This is a genomic window from Lysinibacillus sp. LK3, assembly GCF_001043675.1.
GTDB lineage: Bacteria > Bacillota > Bacilli > Bacillales_A > Planococcaceae > Lysinibacillus > Lysinibacillus capsici.
Map to the genome: position 1 here is coordinate 72,022 of NZ_LDUJ01000002.1, position 18,711 is coordinate 90,732.

Here is an 18,711-nt window from a genome sequence, read left to right on the forward strand (position 1 = left end):
ATGAAAGGATTTAGAATCTTAATTATAGAAGACGATCACATGATTGGTGATCTACTGCAAAAAATAGTACAGCGTGAGGGCTATGAGGCAATCTGGAAAACAGATGGCAAGGATATGATGGCGCTGATTCAGCAGGTGGATTTAGTCATAATGGATATTATGCTGCCAGGAGAGGATGGCTATCAATTAAGCAAAAATATTAAACGTTTAGGCTTAAATATTCCAATCATTTTTCTATCGGCACGTAATGATATTGAAAGTAAGCTAGAGGGGTTGATGGTCGGCGAGGATTACCTGACAAAGCCATTTGATCCGCGAGAACTGTTGCTAAGAATGCAAAAAATGCTAGCACAACAGTATGGTACACTTACGCAAATTCAGCATTTATTGATTGATGGGGAGCGTCGTCAAGTATTTTATCATAGTATCCATGATGAAATTGCCCTAACAGCGATTGAGCGAAAAATTTTCTTTTATTTATTTGACAATCGAGACAGAGTATTAACAAAGGAACATTTTTTTGATTATCTTTGGCCGCTCGATGAACGCAATCATAATATTTTGAATGTCCATATTAAAAAAATTCGAACAAAGCTACAAGACCCAGCAGGCACTATTGTGCAAAATATTTATGGAGAAGGGTATCGTTTAAATACCTATAATAAAAAATGACCTTAAAAACAAAATACCGTACTTTGTTATTTGTAGCCATTGGGAGTGTGCCTGTTGTACTATTAGGCATTAGTGTGGCCATGTCAATTTTGTATGACAAGGCCTTTAAAATGAAAAATGACGGCATTCCGTTTCATGAGTCCTATGCCTATCCTATGATGCTGATTGCGTTTGTGCTAGCGTTAGGAATGCTCGCATGGCTATTTTCCACATCGATTCATTCGTTACTATCCAAAATTACACTACTTAATAAAACAATACGAGAACTAGCAAGTAATGAGCGAATACCTGACACGTTAACGATAAAAAGTGAGGATGAAATTGGACAGCTTAGCCAATCTGTCAATCTTTTAATTGAGCGTACAACTTACCGAGAATTAGAGCTTGCCCAGCAGCAGGAGCTTCAAAAAGAGCTGCTACAAAAGTTGCGACATGACATTCATACGCCGTTAACGGCTATCCGTTTGCAGCTGTTTTATCTAGAGGATCAGCTACAGGGGCAGCCCAAATTGGTGGAATCCTTACATGCACAAATTCAATATATCACGAATTTAACTAATGCATTTCAGTTACAGTCCTTTGATACGAGTGAACAGTCCTATGTCATGCAGGAGGAGGTTCAACTTGTCCCATTGTTACAAATGATGATAAAGAAGTGGCAGTATCTATATCGCATGCAGAATATTACGCTGCATTTTCAGCACGATGATTTACAAGCAGCTTGGCTTAGCAATGAATTGTGGCTACAGCGTTTATTCGATAATGTCTTTCAAAATACATTAAAGCATGCCCAAGCATCCAAGCTAGAGGTGACGATTAAGGACGGGCAAGTTGTCATGTGTGATGATGGTATTGGCTTTACGACTGAAGATGAGCATGGCGGACTTGGGCTTAAAATCATTCAGGATATTGCTAAAACATTGAATATCGAAGCTTCCTTACAATCAAACAAAAATGGCACGACCTTCTACTTTACACACCAATAAAAAACAACGGTAGCCTTTGCCGTTGTTTTTTATTTTACACTGATTTTCGTTGCTGTAGTAAGAACAGGGCAAGTCCTAGTAAAATGACCACAATACCGATCCCCTGTTGAACGGAAATCATCTCATCTAAAATAAAATAAGCTAATATACATGTGCCGATTGTTTCGCCTAAAATACTCATGGAAATCACCGTTGTACTTAACCATTTCAATAGCCAATTAAAAATGGTTTGCCCGAAAATCGTTGCAATGACAGCCAGCCCTACAAGGGACCACCAGGTGGAGGCTGAATAATCGAAAAACGATTCTTTCATAAAGAGGGCATAAACGGCTAAAAAGATCGAGCTACTGCCATAGCCGATAATAGAATAGGGAATGAGCGATAAATCCTTGCGCACTGATTGCCCAATAAAAAAGTAGGCTGTAATAATACCTGCCGCAATAAAGGCAAGAATATCGCCATAAAGGGCTTGTCCACTAATCTGGAAATCTTGCCAGCCAATAATGAAGCAGCCGATGATCGCTACGAAGCAGCCAACAATCGCTCCTTTTGAAAATCGCTCTTTAAATAAAAAATAGCTGCCTATTAAAGAGAATAGTGGCTGTAGTGTCACAATGACGGTTGAACTAGCCACAGATGTGTAGTTTAATGATTCAAACCATAACACATAATGACAGGACAAAAATAAGCCTGATAAAATGCCGAGTCCCCATTGTTTTTTCGAGAGACTTGTAAGCTCCTGCCGCAAGCTCTTCTGTGCCAATAAAAATGGAAGAAGTACTAGCATCGCAAAAAATAGTCGATAAAAGGCTGTAATCGCTGGTGGTGCATCAGCTAGCTTAACAAAAATTGCTGAGGTAGATAATGCAAATACTGCAAAAAATAACGAGATGTAATAAAACATGATGTACTCCTAAGCATTTACAAGATTAATAATGACAAACCTATTATAGTGTAGTCCGCATGAATAATATAGGGTTTTTAGAATATTAGCACAAAATAGGTTTATGGAGCTAATTCTGCTCAAGCAAGGATTCAATGACCTGTTTTAATTGCAGGATGAAGGGCTGCTTACTGTCATCTTTTTTATAGATATAAACTGTTTCGATCACACTGTGAAGGCCATCTAAATCATAAAAATGCAGGTCGGGACAAGGATAAAGTGCTAGTAATTTGGTATTTAATACAGCCAATGTATGCTCGATTTCAAGAAAATCTAAAATACTACTAACTGATTTAATTTCCTTCATCGTAAAAGGTACCTGCTTGTCAGTGAGCCATTGTGCTAATGCATGGGTATACATGCAGCCCTTACTTAAAACAAGCAATGTGACAGGTGTTCGTTGAACAAAGTCAATGATATGAGCGGAGCTTGAGATAACTTCAAACGTCTCTGTGGCTAGTACATCATAGTGTAGATCGCTATAATGCTTGATTGGATTACTTGTCAATGCACAATCTATTTCCGCCAGATGAACTTTGTGATTTAAGGCTGTACTTGATTCCACAGTGAAATCAACATCTATCGGACTTCGACTAGTTTGCAGTGCGTTCATAATGGATGGTCCATATATTTTTATGGTTGTATGAGATGTACCAACCAAAATGCTTGTTTGTGTAGGGCCGATGGTATGTAAAAAGTCTTCATACTGCTCGGCAACTTTCTTTAAAAACTGTAAATAATGTTGACCTACCTCTGTCAGCTTTAAGCCTTGGGGTGTTCGTTTAAAGACGTCCTGCCCAATTTCACGCTCCATTTTTTTCACCTTTGCTGTTAAGGCAGATTGTGTATAATTGGTGATTTCAGCCGATTTACTCAAGTTTTGCCTCTCTAAAAGCTCCATTTTTAAGGCAATTTCTTCAATGTTCATGTTGTTCCTCACATACCTATAGATTTTTTTAATAGCCGCTATCATTTTCCTCCATTTTACGTTCGCTAGCTGTCCACGTACACTCTAGATAATGAAAAGGTAGACTGCAAAAGCAGTAACCTGATGGAGGGTTTTTATGCATACATATTATCGATGGGTCATCTTGCTTGTGGCTACACTTTCGCAAACAGCCGCAACCTTTGTGACCTACGGAATGGGGCCAGTTGCCTCTTTTTATCAAATGGAATGGCACTTAACGTCCTTCCAAACAGGGCTAATTGTTTCAGCCGTCAATATAGGGCCAATTTTCTCCATGCTGCTATTTGGTTATCTCATGGATAAAAAGGGAGAAAAGCAGATTATTGGATGGGGCTCGATACTACTGGGCCTGTCAGCCTTATTGCTAATACCCGTGAATCATTATACGACATTGCTTCTCGTATTAATAGTTGTGGGGATATGGTATGGCAGTGCGCAAACAGGTGGCAGTACTGCTATTGTGAAATGGTTTCCTAACAAGCATCGAGGACTTGCTATTGGGATACGCCAAACAGGTATTCCGATTGGAGGTGCATTGGCTTCCACTTTGCTGACCTATTTGTATCAACATCATCATCTATCCTCTGTCCATTTAGCACAGGGCTTGATGGCGGTTGGTGGAGGACTATTATTTTTATTGCTGTACAAAGAACCAAAACAGCATGACACCGCTACGGCACCTTTCATTCCTTTTAAAGAGAAGATGCGTGCTATTCGGCACAATCGAGCGCTCTATCCTTTATTTTTTGTGGGCATGGTCATGATGTCCCTCCAAATGATTATCATTGCTCACTTTATGAGCTATTTACATCATGAAGGTGGGTATACATTAACCGAGGCGGGGCGCTATTTAAGTCTGATTTTATTTGGTGGGATGTTTGGGAGAATTGTACTTGCTTGGATGAGTGACCATTATTTCGCTCAAAAACGAGAGCCATTATTAGTGCTCGTCATGGTCGCTACATTCCTGATGGTTGGCTTTTTGCCCTTTGTCATACATAGCAAGGGCCTCATGATTTTATTTTGCAGTTTATTTGGGTTTTTAGCGCTTGGCTGGTATTCCATATATATCACTTGTGTCACTGAGCAATCCGATTCGCAAGCAGTAGGACTAACTGTTAGTGCAGCGTTAACGATTAATCAGTTCTTTATTGTCTTGGCACCAACGGTTTATGGTTTATTGGTTACTGTTTTTTCCAGCTATCAGCTCGCTTTGGATGTTATCGCTGTAATGGTTATACTGGGGGCATTTCACTTATACAGAACATCCCAAGGTAGTCTAACTTCTGAAAGTTCGGTAAAATAATGGAAAAGAGGAAATGGAGGTTGCTGCGAATGACCAGTTCGATTTGGATTGAGGCAAAGATTGATAAAGTATGGCAGGCGATTACAGAGGAGCAATCCCTCTCCCGATGGTACGCACCAGGCTCCATATGGGACATCCCTATACTAACGGCTGGGGAAAAGATGACATTTACCTTAATGCCAAATGCGCATAACCAGCTTTCTGAAAAACTGCCGATGGAGCTAACGATTCAACAAGTGAAGAAAAATGAGGAATTTTCCTTCTATCTAGAAGTTCCTGAAACATTGATTGCTATTACGCTAGCCCAACAGGGTAATGGCACTACGGTGAGCTTTAATTCGTCAGGCTATGATGCCTCTCTTGCGAATTTAAAGGCATTGCTGGAGGGGCATGACATTCCTTATCAGTAAGCCTCTCTACGTCTTAGGTCTTAGATGAATTTCGAGCGGAGGGTCGTATTTTAATTTCCTCCCTTCTATATAATGAAATTATTGGTAGATTATACGGTGGGAGGAAATAATAGTGAAAAAATTAGTGGGTTTAGGTGTCGTGATAGGCACGTCAGCATTGGTATTATCGGGGTGCTTTTCCTTTATTCCAAATAAAATGCGAGAGGAAGCCATTTTGGTGGAAAAGGATAAAGCGAAAGCATTAGAGGTAGACATTGATTTAGGTGTTGGCGAAATGAATGTATCGAGTGGTGCAAAGGAATGGGTTGAGGGCAACGCAGAATATAATGTAAAAAAGCTAGCCCCTCAGATAGACTATGATCTACATGGCGATACAGGAGAAGTGGAAATCAAGCATAAGGGCTCAACAAGGCTGGGGCTCTCGAATATTAAAAACACATGGGCGATTCAACTGAACGACAGCATCCCCATGAATCTAAATGTGGAAACGGGTGCCTCTCTTGCCAATCTTGATTTACAGGGTCTTCAGCTGGAAAAGCTCGATATTGAAGCGGGTGTCGGTGATCTAACGGTTAACCTAGGTGGCGACTGGAAAAAGAGCTTTACAACGACTATTGAAACAGGTGTCGGTCAAACAACAGTTATTTTACCTTCAAAGGTTGGCGTGAAATTAACGACAGAAAAAGGCATTGGCTCGTCTAAAGTGGAGGGCCTTATATCAAAAGGGAATGGTGTCTATGTCAACGAAGCTTACGACAAGGCGGATGTCGTGCTAGAGGTCAATTCGGAATTGGGCATCGGGGAAATTACCTTTAAGTTAGATCGATAGAAAATGGAGTAGGCTACTTGATTGAAATAAATACAATAACCATAATAGGAGCGTCAAATACATCCTTTGTATTTGACGCTTATTTTATGGTAGTTTTAAGAAAGCAATGTTTCAAAGGAGCGAATAGATTGAAGACCTATACATACAAGCAACCAGCGGCCATCGAGTCAACAGAGGCCGTTAAAATTTTAAATGAAGCGGGGGAGGTATCGTCCACCGTTCAACGTGTGTATTCCAATGCACTAAAAAAAGCATTCGATAAAACGATGGACTATCGTTATTTCGTTCGTTTTGATGTCCACGATCGCAATGGTCAGCCACTTTTTACGTGTAAAAAAGTATCCCGTCGCGGGCGCGTGCATTTTCGTGGTAAGGATTTGGTAACAGGTAAAGACTATATGATTGCCTATGATGGCTGGCAAATTATGATTCCTGATTTAGTTATTACCGATGGCGAACAGCAGATCAAGCTCAACAAAGAAATGGAGGACTGGTCTGTTTTTACTGTGAATGAGCAGCCCATCGCACGCTGGCAAGCGACTTTCTGCGAGACGCATTTTAACATTACACTACAAATTGAAGACAGCAGTCCCATTCAGCAGGAAGCCTTTTTTATTGCCATCGGACAGGCAGTGCTGTTTGTTGGGGCTTAAATAAAGGTAGATGGAAGAAAGGGCTTGATGAAATGCTAAACATATTACCAGCAAAAGAGATTTATTTACAGGGAAATGAGCATGCCCTATTGCTTTTACATTCCTTTACAAGTCATACAAGAGATATGAAGACAGTAGCCACTGCATTACATAACCAAGGCTATACTTGCTATGCGCCGCTATATCGTGGACATGGCACTCATCCAGAACAGTTATTACACTATCAGGTAGACGACTGGTGGCAGGATGTAGTGAATGCTCATCAATTTTTATTGGATGAAGGCTATCAAAAGATTTCGGTCATCGGTCTATCCATCGGGGGAATTTTCGCGTTGAAGCTTGCTCAATTAGAAAGGCTCGAGCAAATCATTGTCTTATCTGTGCCGTTTGATAAGGAGCCAGAGCAATTAAAACAAAGGATTATTGACTATGCCCATAATTACAAAACAATAGAGGGCAAGCCACCACTTCAAATCGCTCAGGAAATGGAGCCATTTGAGAACATGCCATTACATGCGATGAACGCATTCCAAACATTTATCCAAGCAACGATGGAACAGCTTGATAGAATTATCATTCCTATCGCTATCTACTATGGTGAAAAAGACGATGCCTTATACACGCAGAGTGCTGGAACGATCTATCAGCATGTTCATTCATCTAGAAAGCAGAAGAAAGGCTTTGGAAATTCTAAGCATCTCATGACATTAGGACGAGATCAAGAGGCTATCATAAAGGAAATGATAGAATTTCTTCAAATTTAGGGAGAATTTCATTTATAAAAGGAGTGGGGGTGCTCCGCTCCAAAGAGGGGTAAAAGCGCTCGCTCAAGAGAGAGCCCCGCTTCTAAAAAAACAGCCACCTCTATCCATAGAGTGGCTGTTTTACCTATATTTCCAAGATCTCATTCGCTAATTTTTGTCTGCTCATCCAGTAGCCTTGAAGGGTAAAGACAATGAGTGTTGACCCTAGGAAGGCGAGACTTGTGAGGCCCAATGTTAGAAAGTCATAGGACATCGGCGAGCCATCATCAATGAAGCCTAGCATCCTCGTTAAGACGAACCCCAGAAATGTCCCGACCGTGAGACCATAAAGGACAAACGATAGGACTTGTGTCAGTATGAGCTTCATCAGCCCATTTGGTGACAGACCAATTAATCGTTGGATGGCATAGTCACTGCGTTTTGTATAAATCGCATGCAGTAAAGTTTGAAGGACACCAAGCCCCGTGGCAGCTATTAAAATAACAAAGACGCCAACAAATAGGCTCCACCGTTGGAAGAACATTTCATTGGATTGTGCTAATATGGTCGCTTTATCTGTCAACTTCAGGGCTGGCCAGCGCTCTTCCAAGAATGATAGCTCCGCCAATGTCTGCTCTGGGTGGGATGTTTCGACCATAATGTCTTCGATAATTGGGTGATCCTGTGCCGTGAGGAATGATGACCAATCAACGATTAAATCAGCACGGTGAATAGGTGTATCAGTAATTCCTATAATTTGTAACTCACCAGTAGGCATATCCTGCCGGGCAGTAAAATCATAGGTACCCATCGTTACACGATCACCCACTGCCAAATGATAACGCTCGGCAAAGCCCTTTGTCACGACAAGGCCATTTTGCAAATTTCCTTCCTCAATTTGAGGCAACTTCTTTAATTGCATAAATTTCTTAATATCAATGGTTGTATAGTTCTCTGGTAGCCATTCATCGCCGAGTTGTAGAGCAATATACGCATTATTACTTTGTGTATACGCGTACTGTACGCTTGGCAATGCTTCTATTTCCTCTATAATTGCAGGCGTGATAGTTGGATCATTTAATTCATTATTGATTTTTATGGCTGTTTCGTATTGTGATTCTGTGTAGGCAAGGTCATTGTTTTGTAAGGTTTTCATTAATGAACTTCCAAAGGTTAAAATAACCATTAATCCTATCATGCTGAGCACCACGGGCATATTTTTGCGTACTTGTGGCATGAGCTGCTGGCATGCTAAATAGGCTTCCTTGCCAAGTACCCTTCGAATCGGCTTTAAAGCCAGATGAAGGATGGCTGTAAATAGATAGGGGATTAGTAACAGTAAAATCCCACATACAAGTAGTGTTCCGAGTAAAATAAACAGGGCACCTTGATCGCTTCCTGTCCCAGCTAAATAGGCTTGTAAAAAGAAGAAGGTAGCTGACACACCTACAATACTGACAATAATTGTTTTCCATTTTGTCCAACGCAGCTCTAAATTTTCATTATCTGTCGCGATTTGTAATGGCAGTAGTCGAGAGCTTTTCGCTACTTGCCATTTTGTCATCACTTGAAGAATGATGAAGCTGGAAAGGGCAATTAAAAGAATAAACACAATAGGAAGCTCTGTTTTAGCTTCGGGTAAATGCAAAAAGCTAATTAATTGTGGTAGCCAGCTTTTTATTATCACAAGGCTCAGCGTTGTTCCAAGCATAACGCCAAAGCTAATGATCAGTGATAGTTGGAGCTTGACTATACGTCCAACCTGTTTCACGGATGCCCCGAGAGCCCGTAAGATCATGAGCTGCTCTTTAATTTTATAAAATAATAGCTGGAATGTGGACAGCAATAGGACACTTGAAATGAGTAAAATAAAAACGGATAGTACAATCATAAAAACCATTAAGCTCTGTAAATTTCTTTTAATCACATCGTAATCACTCATAACATCAACACGTAATGTTTCATCCAGTTGTTTGATTTCTGCGCCTACTGCCTTGGCACGCCCCTCATCAGTTTTAATGAGCGCAAATATGCCTGCCGTTTGTGGCTGACTGTTGTTCATCCATGCCTTAACTACGTCATTCGCTAAGAGGATGATATTAGGACTGTCAGTGCCTTTCATCGTCGGTAAAATTTCTTGCACGATAAAATCCTTTGATTGAATATGAATGGAGTCCCCAACTCGTTTGTTGAAAAGACGGGCAACATTTTCCGAAAGAATGGCATCATCCGGTCCAAGATTGACCGCAAAATGGTAGCGACTTTTCACAAGGTCATCATTTTCGACGCCAACGGTATAAAATGCGGTGTACTTTTCATGTTCAACGATTGTATGAGCTATCGATAAGCGGGACACTTGTGTGACACCGGCTAGAGTAGAAAGCTCTTCTATTTGATTTGTCGTCAACAATTTTTGCTGATCGGGATTATAACCAACCATTAAATCCATTTCCCCATACAATGCTTGGATGTCTGCCTTCATCTGGCTATTCGCATTCCAAATGTAGACGGTCATCGTCATCACCAGGCAAATCGAGATCGTAATAATACTAATACTCGTTAGGACATTTGCCCAAGCGGCACGAAAAAGCTTGAGGGCAATATTGCGCATCGTAAACATTAGCGATCCCCCCTCGTTATTTCCTTGAATTTCATTAGAATACAATCTAAATCCTCTTCATTTTGCCGGTTTTGATAGGAATCCACAATCGCCCCATCATGGAAGAACAATACCCGATTGGCATAGGTAGCCACATAGGGGTCATGTGTGACAAGTAATATCGTTTGCTGGTTCTTTTTTTGCAGAGCAACAAGCAGTTCTAAAATTTCATCTGTTGTATGAACATCCAAAGCCCCCGTTGGCTCATCTGCCAGTAAAATAGGAGGATTGGCAATAATCGCTCGCGCAATGGCGACACGTTGCTTCTGTCCACCAGAAAGCTCATGTGGTCGATGCTTTGCCCAAGCAGCGATGTTTAAGGTTTCCATCATGTGCTGCACACGCACCTTAATCTCCTTGCTAGGAATATCATTTAAAATAAGGGGAAGTGCAATATTATCCTCGACGGTTAAATCCTTTAGCAGATGAAAGGATTGGAAGATAAAGCCGATATTTTCTTTTCGAAATTGCGATGCTTTTGGCTCTTGATAAATAGCCTGCGCTTCTTTGCCAAATAAAAATAATGCTCCATCTGTTGGCTCATCGATTGCACTGATCATATTCAGAAGAGTACTTTTACCAGAGCCGCTTGTCCCCATAATCGCCACCATTTCTCCTTGATAAATGGTGCAATGGATATTTTTCAAGGCATTCACAGTATGATGCTTTTGCTGATAAATTTTGGACATCCCTTCAACACGTAGCACCTCTGTTAAACGTCCTTCAGGGATGGGTATTGCATTAATGACTTCTTTCAGCGGATTGAACCCACTCATCGAGATATGCCCCCTTTAATTGTTGTCGTAATGCATGCAAGCCACGGCGAATATGTGTTTTCACGGTACCTTCAGGGCATTGCAAAATCGCCGCAATATCCTTGACAGAGTAGTCTTGATAAAATCGTAGCAATAGCACCGTTTTGTACTTTTCCTCGAGCTGGCAAAGAGCCTGCCATAAATCCAGCTCTTCTTCGATGTATGTAGGAGATGCGCTTGTTAAATCCTCGAAAGTTTGTGGTTCAACAGGCATAACTGTTTTTTTCTTCGCAATATAGGTTTTACAGCAATTTATCATAATGCGGGTAAGCCAAGTGGCAAAATAGTGAGGCTCCTTTAATTGCGGTAGCCCCTCATAGGCTCGAATAATGGTTTGCTGAAAAACTTCTACGGCGTCGTTTTCATTTTGTACGTAGACATAGGCCATTCGGTAAAGCTTATGCTGCTCCTGCTCAATGAGCTGATAAAACGCCTGCTCATCACCTTGTTGGGCTAAGGCTACAAGAGTTTGTTGGGTGCTCGTAATGAAAATCGCCTCCTTTTCGACCATTAGACTCAGCAAGTCATCATTTCGATTCAAGTTTTTTATTTTTATTGAGAAACGTCATAAGCATACCCATTTAATAGAAGGTTATCAATTTACTGCTATAATGATAGTGGCTTCATCAAAAAAAGGAGTGAGTTTATGAGCAGAAAGCCTATTTATGTCGAGATAGACATTCAGGCTCCTATAGAGAAAGCGTGGGATTATACACAAAATCCTCATCTGCATGAGCAATGGGATTTACGTTTTACATCGATTACATATATTCCGAAAAAAGCACCCGAGGAGCCACAGCGTTTTACCTATGAAACGAAGGTAATGCCAGGCTTACAGGTAAGCGGCTGGGGAGAAAGCAAGGGGGAGCATCATAAAGAAAATGGCACGCGAACTTCCTCACTGCATTTTGGTACGCCTCAAAAGCGCTCACCCATAGCGGAGGGAAAAGGCTATTGGCAATATATCCCGCATCAACAGGGGCTGACATTTCTGACCCAATATGATTATGATACACGCTATGGCAAGCTTGGCGTATTCTTTGATTTATTTTTTCGTCCATTAATGGGGTGGGCGACGGCACTCAGCTTTGACGTTTTAAAAAGATGGCTAGAAAAAGGAGAAAATCCTACCGCACAGTATAGTCGATTCTTTTTAACGATGCTTCTGTGTCTATTCTTTTGCTTTGTCTGGTTCTATCATGGTCTTGTACCGAAGATCATCCATATGCATCCGCAGGAATTAAAGATGACCGCTTCATTACTAAAACATGCTGATCAGCTAGTTATGTGGATAGGGGTTGCGGAAATTCTCTTTGCTTTTTGTTGGCTTTACCCGCGAGGAAAACGCTGGCTCTTTGGCATGCAAATCATCGTTTTTCCGCTCTTGACGATAGCTGCTATTGTTGCGGACCCGACAAGTGTACAAGCACCCTTTAATCCACTTACCTTTAATAGTGCTTTATGGGTGTTGTCGATTGTCGGATTTAGCTTAAGTAAGGATGTACCGAGTGCTAAAAGTTGTAAAAGAAAGCGAGGATAACAAGGATGACGATCTATCAAACATTATTAGGGGATGATTTTGCAAGACTTCATCCGATGCTACAACAGCGTTATGCGTTACCAATTGATGAATCATTTTTTGCTAAGGGCGTGATGCATCAAATAAAATCTGGTGCTAAATGGATGTGTCCCTTCTATACACTGGCTGCGAAAACGCGATTTCTGTTTCCAGAGTCAGGGGAGGATATCCCCTTTACTATTTCGAATACATGCAGAGCCCTGCCAAGTGGGGAACTAGACGTGCTATGGGAGCGCACCTTTTATTTCCCGCAGAAAACAAGGCATTTTGATGCAAGGATGACCATTGATCCAATTCAAAAAATTGTGAAAGATTATTTAGGCACACCCGCTCTTTTTTATTCCGATTTGCACTTTACGGTGACACGAGCGGGGACATTGGTCATTCGTTCAGGTAAGCAGCGCTTTGTCCTCTCGCGTTTCGAATGCCCGATGCCTAGACTGTTAGAGGGTCGAGTCATTGTAGAGGAAGGCTTTGATGAATCGAAAAATGTCTTTACCATTCATGTCTCCATCCATAATCCATTCATAGGGAGGCTCATGATGTATGCTGGTGAATTTACACAACAATCGAAGTAATTTCATTTTTTTACTAGGGATTTTGTTCACGGTGATTTGCTTTGTGCTTAGTGGGCAACCCAATTACTTATGGTTACTAACCGTTGCTCAACTAGTTTTCGTTCCCACCATGGTATCAATGGTTGTGGATGTTCAGAAAGTCGGCACAGCCATTATTTTGGGGATGATGCTAGCCGTTACACTGCTGCATTGGTCGACGGATGGCGTTTTGGTTAATGTTTTGGCAGGCATGTATGTACTGTATACCTTCTATATCGCCATGCAAGGCGTGAAAAGATTTTTACAACGAGGTTTTACAAATATTGCGGAGTTTGCTATCGACATGGGGCTTTTCTACCTAGCCCTCGGTGGTCTGTGGTTTTTCGCCTATGTCACCAACATGGATACTGGTTTTTCACCATTAATAACGTGGTTAACGGCCATTCACTTTCATTATTCGGCTTGTTTATTACCCATTTCAGTCGGACTTTTAGGTCGATTACATGATAGTAGCGGCTACCGTGTGATGGTGATGATGTTGCTGGCAGGACCAATCCTTGTTGCGGTAGGTATTGCCTTTTCCATTCTCATCGAAATCATCGCCGTCGCTCTTTATATTTTCGCCATTTACGGCTTGTTTTTCGTAGCGCTCAAAACAAAGCTTCCGTTTGGACAGGAGCTATTGCTGAGGACTTCCTATGGAGCGCTCTGTCTGACGATTCTTGGATCTTGTCTGTATGTTTACAGTCGTGTCAGCGGAAACGTTTCCATCGGCATTCCAGAAATGCTTCAATTCCATGGTGTGATCAATGGTGTTTTCTTTGGGGGGATAGGGGTCATCGCCTGGCTAATGGCTGTCCCCCCAACAACACAGCGTCCGTTTGAGTTCCCTGTAAGCCAAATTCGCGGGAAGCTACATCATGAGAATATACCACACCCTGGCTTGGTCGATGCCTTACAGGATTTTGTCGATACTACAAAGCTACCGCCTGTCATTCCACATTTTTATGAGTATACGACGACCTATCGGCTGCTTTCGACGGTGCAATGGAAGGCTTGGTTTCGACCTTTTGCCTTTCTGTATCAAGGAATGAGCCGTTTGCTCCAACAGCTCAATTTACCCTTTTCCAGTAAGCCAGTTGAGATGACGGGTAGCATTGTTCAGGTCGATTCTGCACGAGATAGCCGTCCGTCTCCACGTGCATGGATTCGGACAATTCATCAGCAAACCGTTTTTGTCGCGATTTATTCGAAGCACACAAGCGACGAAACGACCTATATGAATATAGCCTTACCACTCCCGTTCTCAACAATGGTTGGCATTTTGTATACCTATGAAGAAAATGGTCAGTTACACCTAACAAGTCGCCATGATGGAGATGCAGGAATTTATTTGGCGATAGGAAAAAATGTGATGAGGCTACCCCTACAGGAGGATTTTCAAATTTCTGCGGTAGATGACAAGACATTGTCAGCACGTTATCAGATGACGTTATTTGGTATTCCATTCCTACAAATTGATTATCATATTAAAAGAAATGCATAGATTGGCAGGAATTTCCTCAACCGAACGAGAAGGTCCTATTATAGAGACAAATAACAAGGAGTGATGGAAGGCTTGCGTTTAACAAAAGGAATTTCTGGTTTCGATGCAGCGCATTTAATTGAGCAGGACATGCGCATGTTTCAGTCGATGGTGTACCATTTAGTGACAAGCGAACAACGAGCGAAAGTAAGGCAATTTATTGATCAAGCGCCCTTTGTCTATATGCAGGCAGTGATTGAAATCGATGGAGAAACACTGACGATTCTTCATCATCGTTTGATGCCGTACATCGCATTTGCCAAGCAGGAGGTGAATAGCTTTACCTTTTTATCCAAGCCTCACCTGCATAAATATTTTCCTATGCGAAAATGCTTGGAAGCGGAGACACTTACAACATTACTAACAAAGGATGAGGCGTTCCATAGCCTATCTGCTACAGAATGGAAATACGTCTCTTATTTTAATAGTCAAACCATTGGCGAAGTAATGTTCAATAGCTGGGATTAAGGATAGTACTAAAGGCGTGCGATAAAAGATGCTATAAAAAACATTATATTGACCAAGTTATTTCTGGAAATATAGCAAAAATTCCTAAAACCGCTAATCGTCCTAATTAAATGGTAGATTTTTAAGGATGGAATAGATTAGGAAAATAAGGGGTTTTTGCAAATGAAGTTCAAAACAATCAGTAGACGCATTGTTTTTTCCTTTAGCATTGTGATTGCAATCATGATAGGATACATTGTTTACAATTACTTTGCCATCAAGCAAAGCAATGATGCGACAGAGCAAATTGTACAGCAAGAATTACAACTATTAATCATCGATTACGAGCAGGCACAGTCCATTGATTTAAGAATAGCGGCAGCTAGAGGCTATGTGCTTTCTGGGAGAGAAAAGTATAAAGAGATATTTCAGGATAATGTTGCAAAGGAACTAAGCAATGAAGAAAAGCGGTCAGCATTATCTTCCTCAGGCGAATTCGGACAATTTGCGGAAATGTCTAAGGAATGGAACCGTTATATTGAGCAAGAGGTATTTGCGGTATATGATCAAGGGAACACCGAGCTGGCTACCCAAAACCTCACAAAAATGGATGACACAGCTACGACCATTCGTGAAGGCTACGAAGACTTAGCGGCGCAACGGAAGCTAGCCATTAATGAGGTAGGGACGGACAGTATTGCTGCTGGAGAGCAGAAACAGCGAATCGCCATTATCGTAGGTATTGTGATTGTTCTTCTAGCAGTGATAATTGAGCTATTAAGTGCTCGTGGTATTTCAAGACCAATCGTGACGTTAACCAAGCGTATGCAACAAATGACCAATGGCGATTTAAGTGAGCCGCCTTTGAAGGTTCAATCGAAGGATGAAGTAGGGCAACTGATGGAAGCGACCAATACGATGTCAGATATTTTAAATCGTCTATTAAAGCACATTCAAACGGTGTCCAATTATGTAGCGGCACATAGTGAGGAGCTTCTTCAGTCGACTTCTGAGGTCAAAACAGGGACAGAGCAAATTGTTCATACGGTTACAGAAATGGCAAGTGGGACAGAATTACAGGCAGATCATGCCTCTGATGTCGCTTCCGCCATGAATGATTTTACTAGCAAAGTCACTACGGTTCATCACGGCAGTAAAGATGTTCAACAGTATTCGCAGAATGTAAAGGCTTTAACACAAGAAGGTAGAAGCTTAATGACCACTTCCACCAAACAAATGGAAGCCATCCAGCATACAGTGAAGGACGCGGTGAATCAGGTAAATGGCTTAAGTAAGCAAACACAGGAGATTTCTAAGCTTGTAGCGGTCATTCAAACGATTGCTGCCCAAACTAATTTACTCGCATTGAACGCAGCGATTGAAGCAGCTAGAGCTGGGGAACAGGGGAAAGGCTTTGCCGTGGTGGCCGACGAGGTTCGAACATTAGCCGAACAGGTCGCCTTCTCCGTCGATGATATTACAGCGATTGTCAGAAAAATTCAGGATGATTCCGATACAGTAACCTCCTCGCTAGAGCAAGGCTATGAGGAAGTCGAAAAGGGCACAACACAAATGGCCGCAACCAATACAACATTCAATCGAATTGCGGATGCTATTGAGGCCATTGCGACAGGCATTGAAGGTATGTCAGTGGAGCTAGCTGAGGTTGTTCACAATACTGTCACGATTAATAAAGCAGTCGATGAAATTGCTGCTGTCTCCGAACAATCAGCGGCAGGCATTCAGGAAACATCGGCTACCATTGAGCAAACTGCAAGCTCCATGGCGGAAATTAAACATAGTGCCGAGCATTTAGCAGAAATGGCTGAACAACTAAACGCCCTGATTCGTCAATTTAAGCTATAGAAATTACCTGTGGATTTCAAACTTCCCTCACATTTCATCTGTATACTAAGGCATTGGAAGGTGGAATCATTTTGAGAAAATATTTACTTTTATTATTGATGAGTACTTTATTCATGGCACCCGTTGCCTACGCCCATACGATGGATAAAAGTACACTATTCACGGATGTCCCTGAAACAGCCGCCAATATTCAGGACATTATGATACTACACAGTATTGGGCTTCTTGGGTACAATGGCAAAGATATGGCCTTAAACCCAACAGACAATCTTTCACGCAAGGACTTTGCAGGCTGGGTAGGTGGCTTTTTCGGCCTTGAGGGAGCAACAGTGGATGAGCTAGCACAAGCAGCTCAAAAAGAGGATTACGTGTCTTCGCTAGAGGGAGATATTACGTACAAGGAAATAAATACAGCACTTTTTCATCATAAACTTGAGCTAGCCAATCCTGACGCAACCATGACGAAAGAAGAGTACATTGCATTCTTAACAGAGCACCTAACATTTGATATGGGCGGACATACGCTTATTCAAATGGGCGGCTTTGCAGAAGGACCAACGGGTACGATTGAAGACGTTGTCACAGGTGACCAAACAGGAATCATCATCGACGGTAAAACATACATGCTGTCAGGACACCCTCGCATCTTTGCCGATTCAACAGATGCCAAAAGCTGGGTAGGGCAACAGCTAGAACGTTCTATTTTTACAACAGCAGCGGATCACCATCATGGTCATGACGGTGGGCAAGAGGAAAGCCACGGGGATCATGCAGAAGGCCATGGCGACAGCCACGAGCATGAAGCATCCGACTCGAATGAAGCAACACTACAATATGTGCAAATTAGCACTGCACAAGTGGTGAAAGAGGATGCCAAAGAAATGGAGTCTTCGAACGCTACACCAAGAGAAGAGCAACAAGCAGCCGCAGCAGATGACACAGCATCCAACTCAAACACAGTTTGGATGATCGCTATCCTAGCAGCACTAGCCGCTATTTTTGTTATTGTATTTGTGAAACGCAAGAAATAATGTAAATGAAAAGAACCAGCAATGACCGAGGGAATTCGGTTGTTGTTGGTTTTTTTAACAGGGAATTATTGCTATAATAAGGGAATGTGCGGATGGTAAGCGAACATGATTTTATAGCACGATTCGCACCAGAAATATTAGTGAAAATGCTTGTTAGATAAAACAATGTTAGTTTGAAATGCTCATGTATTTTTAAGGAATGATAATATTAAAGACGTTATATTAAAAATTTATTCATTTTTGCAGTCACTCTCTGTATGGAGAGTGTGGATTGAAATCCTGAAGAACTCATGTCTGAAATTACACAGCAGCGTCACTCTCTGTATGGAGAGTGTGGATTGAAATTTAAAAATTGAAGGTGAGTTAAACATAGAAACGTCACTCTCTGTATGGAGAGTGTGGATTGAAATTTTAGGGCGTTAGGATCGGTACTCCCTCCACCGTGTCACTCTCTGTATGGAGAGTGTGGATTGAAATTCTTTAGACGTTTCATGTCCTCGTTAGCGATAAGTCACTCTCTGTATGGAGAGTGTGGATTGAAATGATTTTTATAACAGTCTTAGCATGTTTGAAGAAGTCACTCTCTGTATGGAGAGTGTGGATTGAAATTCTTTTGCTGATGACGGTGCTGTTAGCATCCCTGTCACTCTCTGTATGGAGAGT

Annotated in this window: 18 protein-coding genes and 1 CRISPR repeat array; of the genes, 13 read left to right on the top strand and 5 right to left on the bottom strand. The window is 41.6% G+C overall.

All coding sequences use genetic code 11. The annotated features are described in order from the left end of the window. A complete protein-coding gene (locus VK91_RS02990; protein ID WP_048390648.1) occupies positions 1-672 on the top strand; it encodes a response regulator transcription factor in 672 nt (223 codons plus the stop codon). After that, positions 669-1,658, top strand: a complete 990-nt coding sequence (locus VK91_RS02995; RefSeq protein WP_048390650.1) for a HAMP domain-containing sensor histidine kinase — start codon at positions 669-671, stop codon at positions 1,656-1,658. The genes VK91_RS02990 and VK91_RS02995 overlap by 4 nt, the downstream gene beginning before the upstream one ends. Positions 1,659-1,692: 34 nt before the next feature. Here VK91_RS02995 and VK91_RS03000 read toward each other — a convergent pair whose 3' ends face one another. Then, a complete protein-coding gene (locus VK91_RS03000; protein ID WP_048390652.1) occupies positions 1,693-2,562 on the bottom strand; it encodes a DMT family transporter in 870 nt (289 codons plus the stop codon). A 109-nt stretch (positions 2,563-2,671) separates the two neighbouring features. Then, a complete protein-coding gene (locus VK91_RS03005) occupies positions 2,672-3,529 on the bottom strand; it encodes a LysR family transcriptional regulator (RefSeq protein ID WP_048390654.1) in 858 nt (285 codons plus the stop codon). 136 nt (positions 3,530-3,665) lie between these two features. Here VK91_RS03005 and VK91_RS03010 point away from each other — a divergent pair, with 136 nt between their 5' ends. The 5 genes from VK91_RS03010 (at position 3,666) to VK91_RS03030 (ending at position 7,530) form a co-directional block, all read left to right on the top strand. Continuing rightward, positions 3,666-4,874: an MFS transporter gene (locus VK91_RS03010; protein WP_048390656.1), complete on the top strand. Its 1,209-nt coding sequence runs from the start codon at positions 3,666-3,668 to the stop codon at positions 4,872-4,874. A 29-nt stretch (positions 4,875-4,903) separates the two neighbouring features. Continuing rightward, on the top strand, positions 4,904-5,284 hold the full coding sequence (locus VK91_RS03015) for an SRPBCC domain-containing protein (protein WP_048390658.1): 381 nt from the start codon (positions 4,904-4,906) through the stop codon (positions 5,282-5,284). Positions 5,285-5,396: 112 nt separating this feature from the next. Further along, on the top strand, positions 5,397-6,113 hold the full coding sequence (locus tag VK91_RS03020) for a toast rack family protein (RefSeq protein WP_048390660.1): 717 nt from the start codon (positions 5,397-5,399) through the stop codon (positions 6,111-6,113). Positions 6,114-6,241: 128 nt separating this feature from the next. After that, positions 6,242-6,766 carry a hypothetical protein gene (locus VK91_RS03025; protein ID WP_048390662.1) on the top strand — a complete coding sequence of 175 codons (525 nt, stop codon included), beginning with the start codon at positions 6,242-6,244 and terminating at the stop codon, positions 6,764-6,766. A 32-nt stretch (positions 6,767-6,798) separates the two neighbouring features. Beyond that, positions 6,799-7,530, top strand: coding sequence for a carboxylesterase (locus tag VK91_RS03030; protein ID WP_048390664.1), 732 nt, complete (start codon positions 6,799-6,801; stop codon positions 7,528-7,530). A 124-nt stretch (positions 7,531-7,654) separates the two neighbouring features. Here VK91_RS03030 and VK91_RS03035 read toward each other — a convergent pair whose 3' ends face one another. From VK91_RS03035 to VK91_RS03045, 3 genes are read right to left on the bottom strand one after another with little or no spacing between them, the layout of a single operon-like run. Continuing rightward, positions 7,655-10,129, bottom strand: coding sequence for an ABC transporter permease (locus VK91_RS03035; RefSeq protein WP_048390666.1), 2,475 nt, complete (start codon positions 10,127-10,129; stop codon positions 7,655-7,657). Continuing rightward, entirely contained in the window at positions 10,129-10,857 is a 729-nt protein-coding gene (locus tag VK91_RS03040) for an ABC transporter ATP-binding protein (protein ID WP_048390701.1), read from the bottom strand. Before VK91_RS03040 ends, VK91_RS03035 begins: the two co-directional genes overlap by 1 nt. 52 nt (positions 10,858-10,909) lie before the next feature. Then, positions 10,910-11,524: a sigma-70 family RNA polymerase sigma factor gene (locus VK91_RS03045; protein WP_310794740.1), complete on the bottom strand. Its 615-nt coding sequence runs from the start codon at positions 11,522-11,524 to the stop codon at positions 10,910-10,912. Positions 11,525-11,629: 105 nt separating this feature from the next. On the opposite strand from VK91_RS03045, the gene VK91_RS03050 reads away from it, so the two are divergent. The 6 genes from VK91_RS03050 (at position 11,630) to VK91_RS03075 (ending at position 18,048) form a co-directional block, all read left to right on the top strand. Next, on the top strand, positions 11,630-12,523 hold the full coding sequence (locus tag VK91_RS03050; protein ID WP_048390669.1) for a DoxX-like family protein: 894 nt from the start codon (positions 11,630-11,632) through the stop codon (positions 12,521-12,523). Positions 12,524-12,528: 5 nt separating this feature from the next. After that, positions 12,529-13,140: a DUF4166 domain-containing protein gene (locus VK91_RS03055; protein WP_048390672.1), complete on the top strand. Its 612-nt coding sequence runs from the start codon at positions 12,529-12,531 to the stop codon at positions 13,138-13,140. Next, a complete protein-coding gene (locus VK91_RS03060) occupies positions 13,109-14,665 on the top strand; it encodes a YndJ family protein (RefSeq protein WP_048390674.1) in 1,557 nt (518 codons plus the stop codon). Before VK91_RS03055 ends, VK91_RS03060 begins: the two co-directional genes overlap by 32 nt. 63 nt (positions 14,666-14,728) lie before the next feature. Continuing rightward, positions 14,729-15,172, top strand: coding sequence for a hypothetical protein (locus tag VK91_RS03065; protein WP_048390676.1), 444 nt, complete (start codon positions 14,729-14,731; stop codon positions 15,170-15,172). 162 nt (positions 15,173-15,334) lie between these two features. Continuing rightward, positions 15,335-17,017 (top strand): methyl-accepting chemotaxis protein, encoded by a 1,683-nt coding sequence (locus tag VK91_RS03070; protein ID WP_048390678.1) that lies wholly within the window; start codon positions 15,335-15,337, stop codon positions 17,015-17,017. A gap of 71 nt (positions 17,018-17,088) precedes the next feature. Next, entirely contained in the window at positions 17,089-18,048 is a 960-nt protein-coding gene (locus tag VK91_RS03075; protein WP_048390679.1) for a hypothetical protein, read from the top strand. 245 nt (positions 18,049-18,293) lie between these two features. After that, a CRISPR array of direct repeats spans positions 18,294-18,657; the repeat unit is 33 nt; unit sequence GTCACTCTCTGTATGGAGAGTGTGGATTGAAAT. Positions 18,658-18,711: the final 54 nt, after the last annotated feature.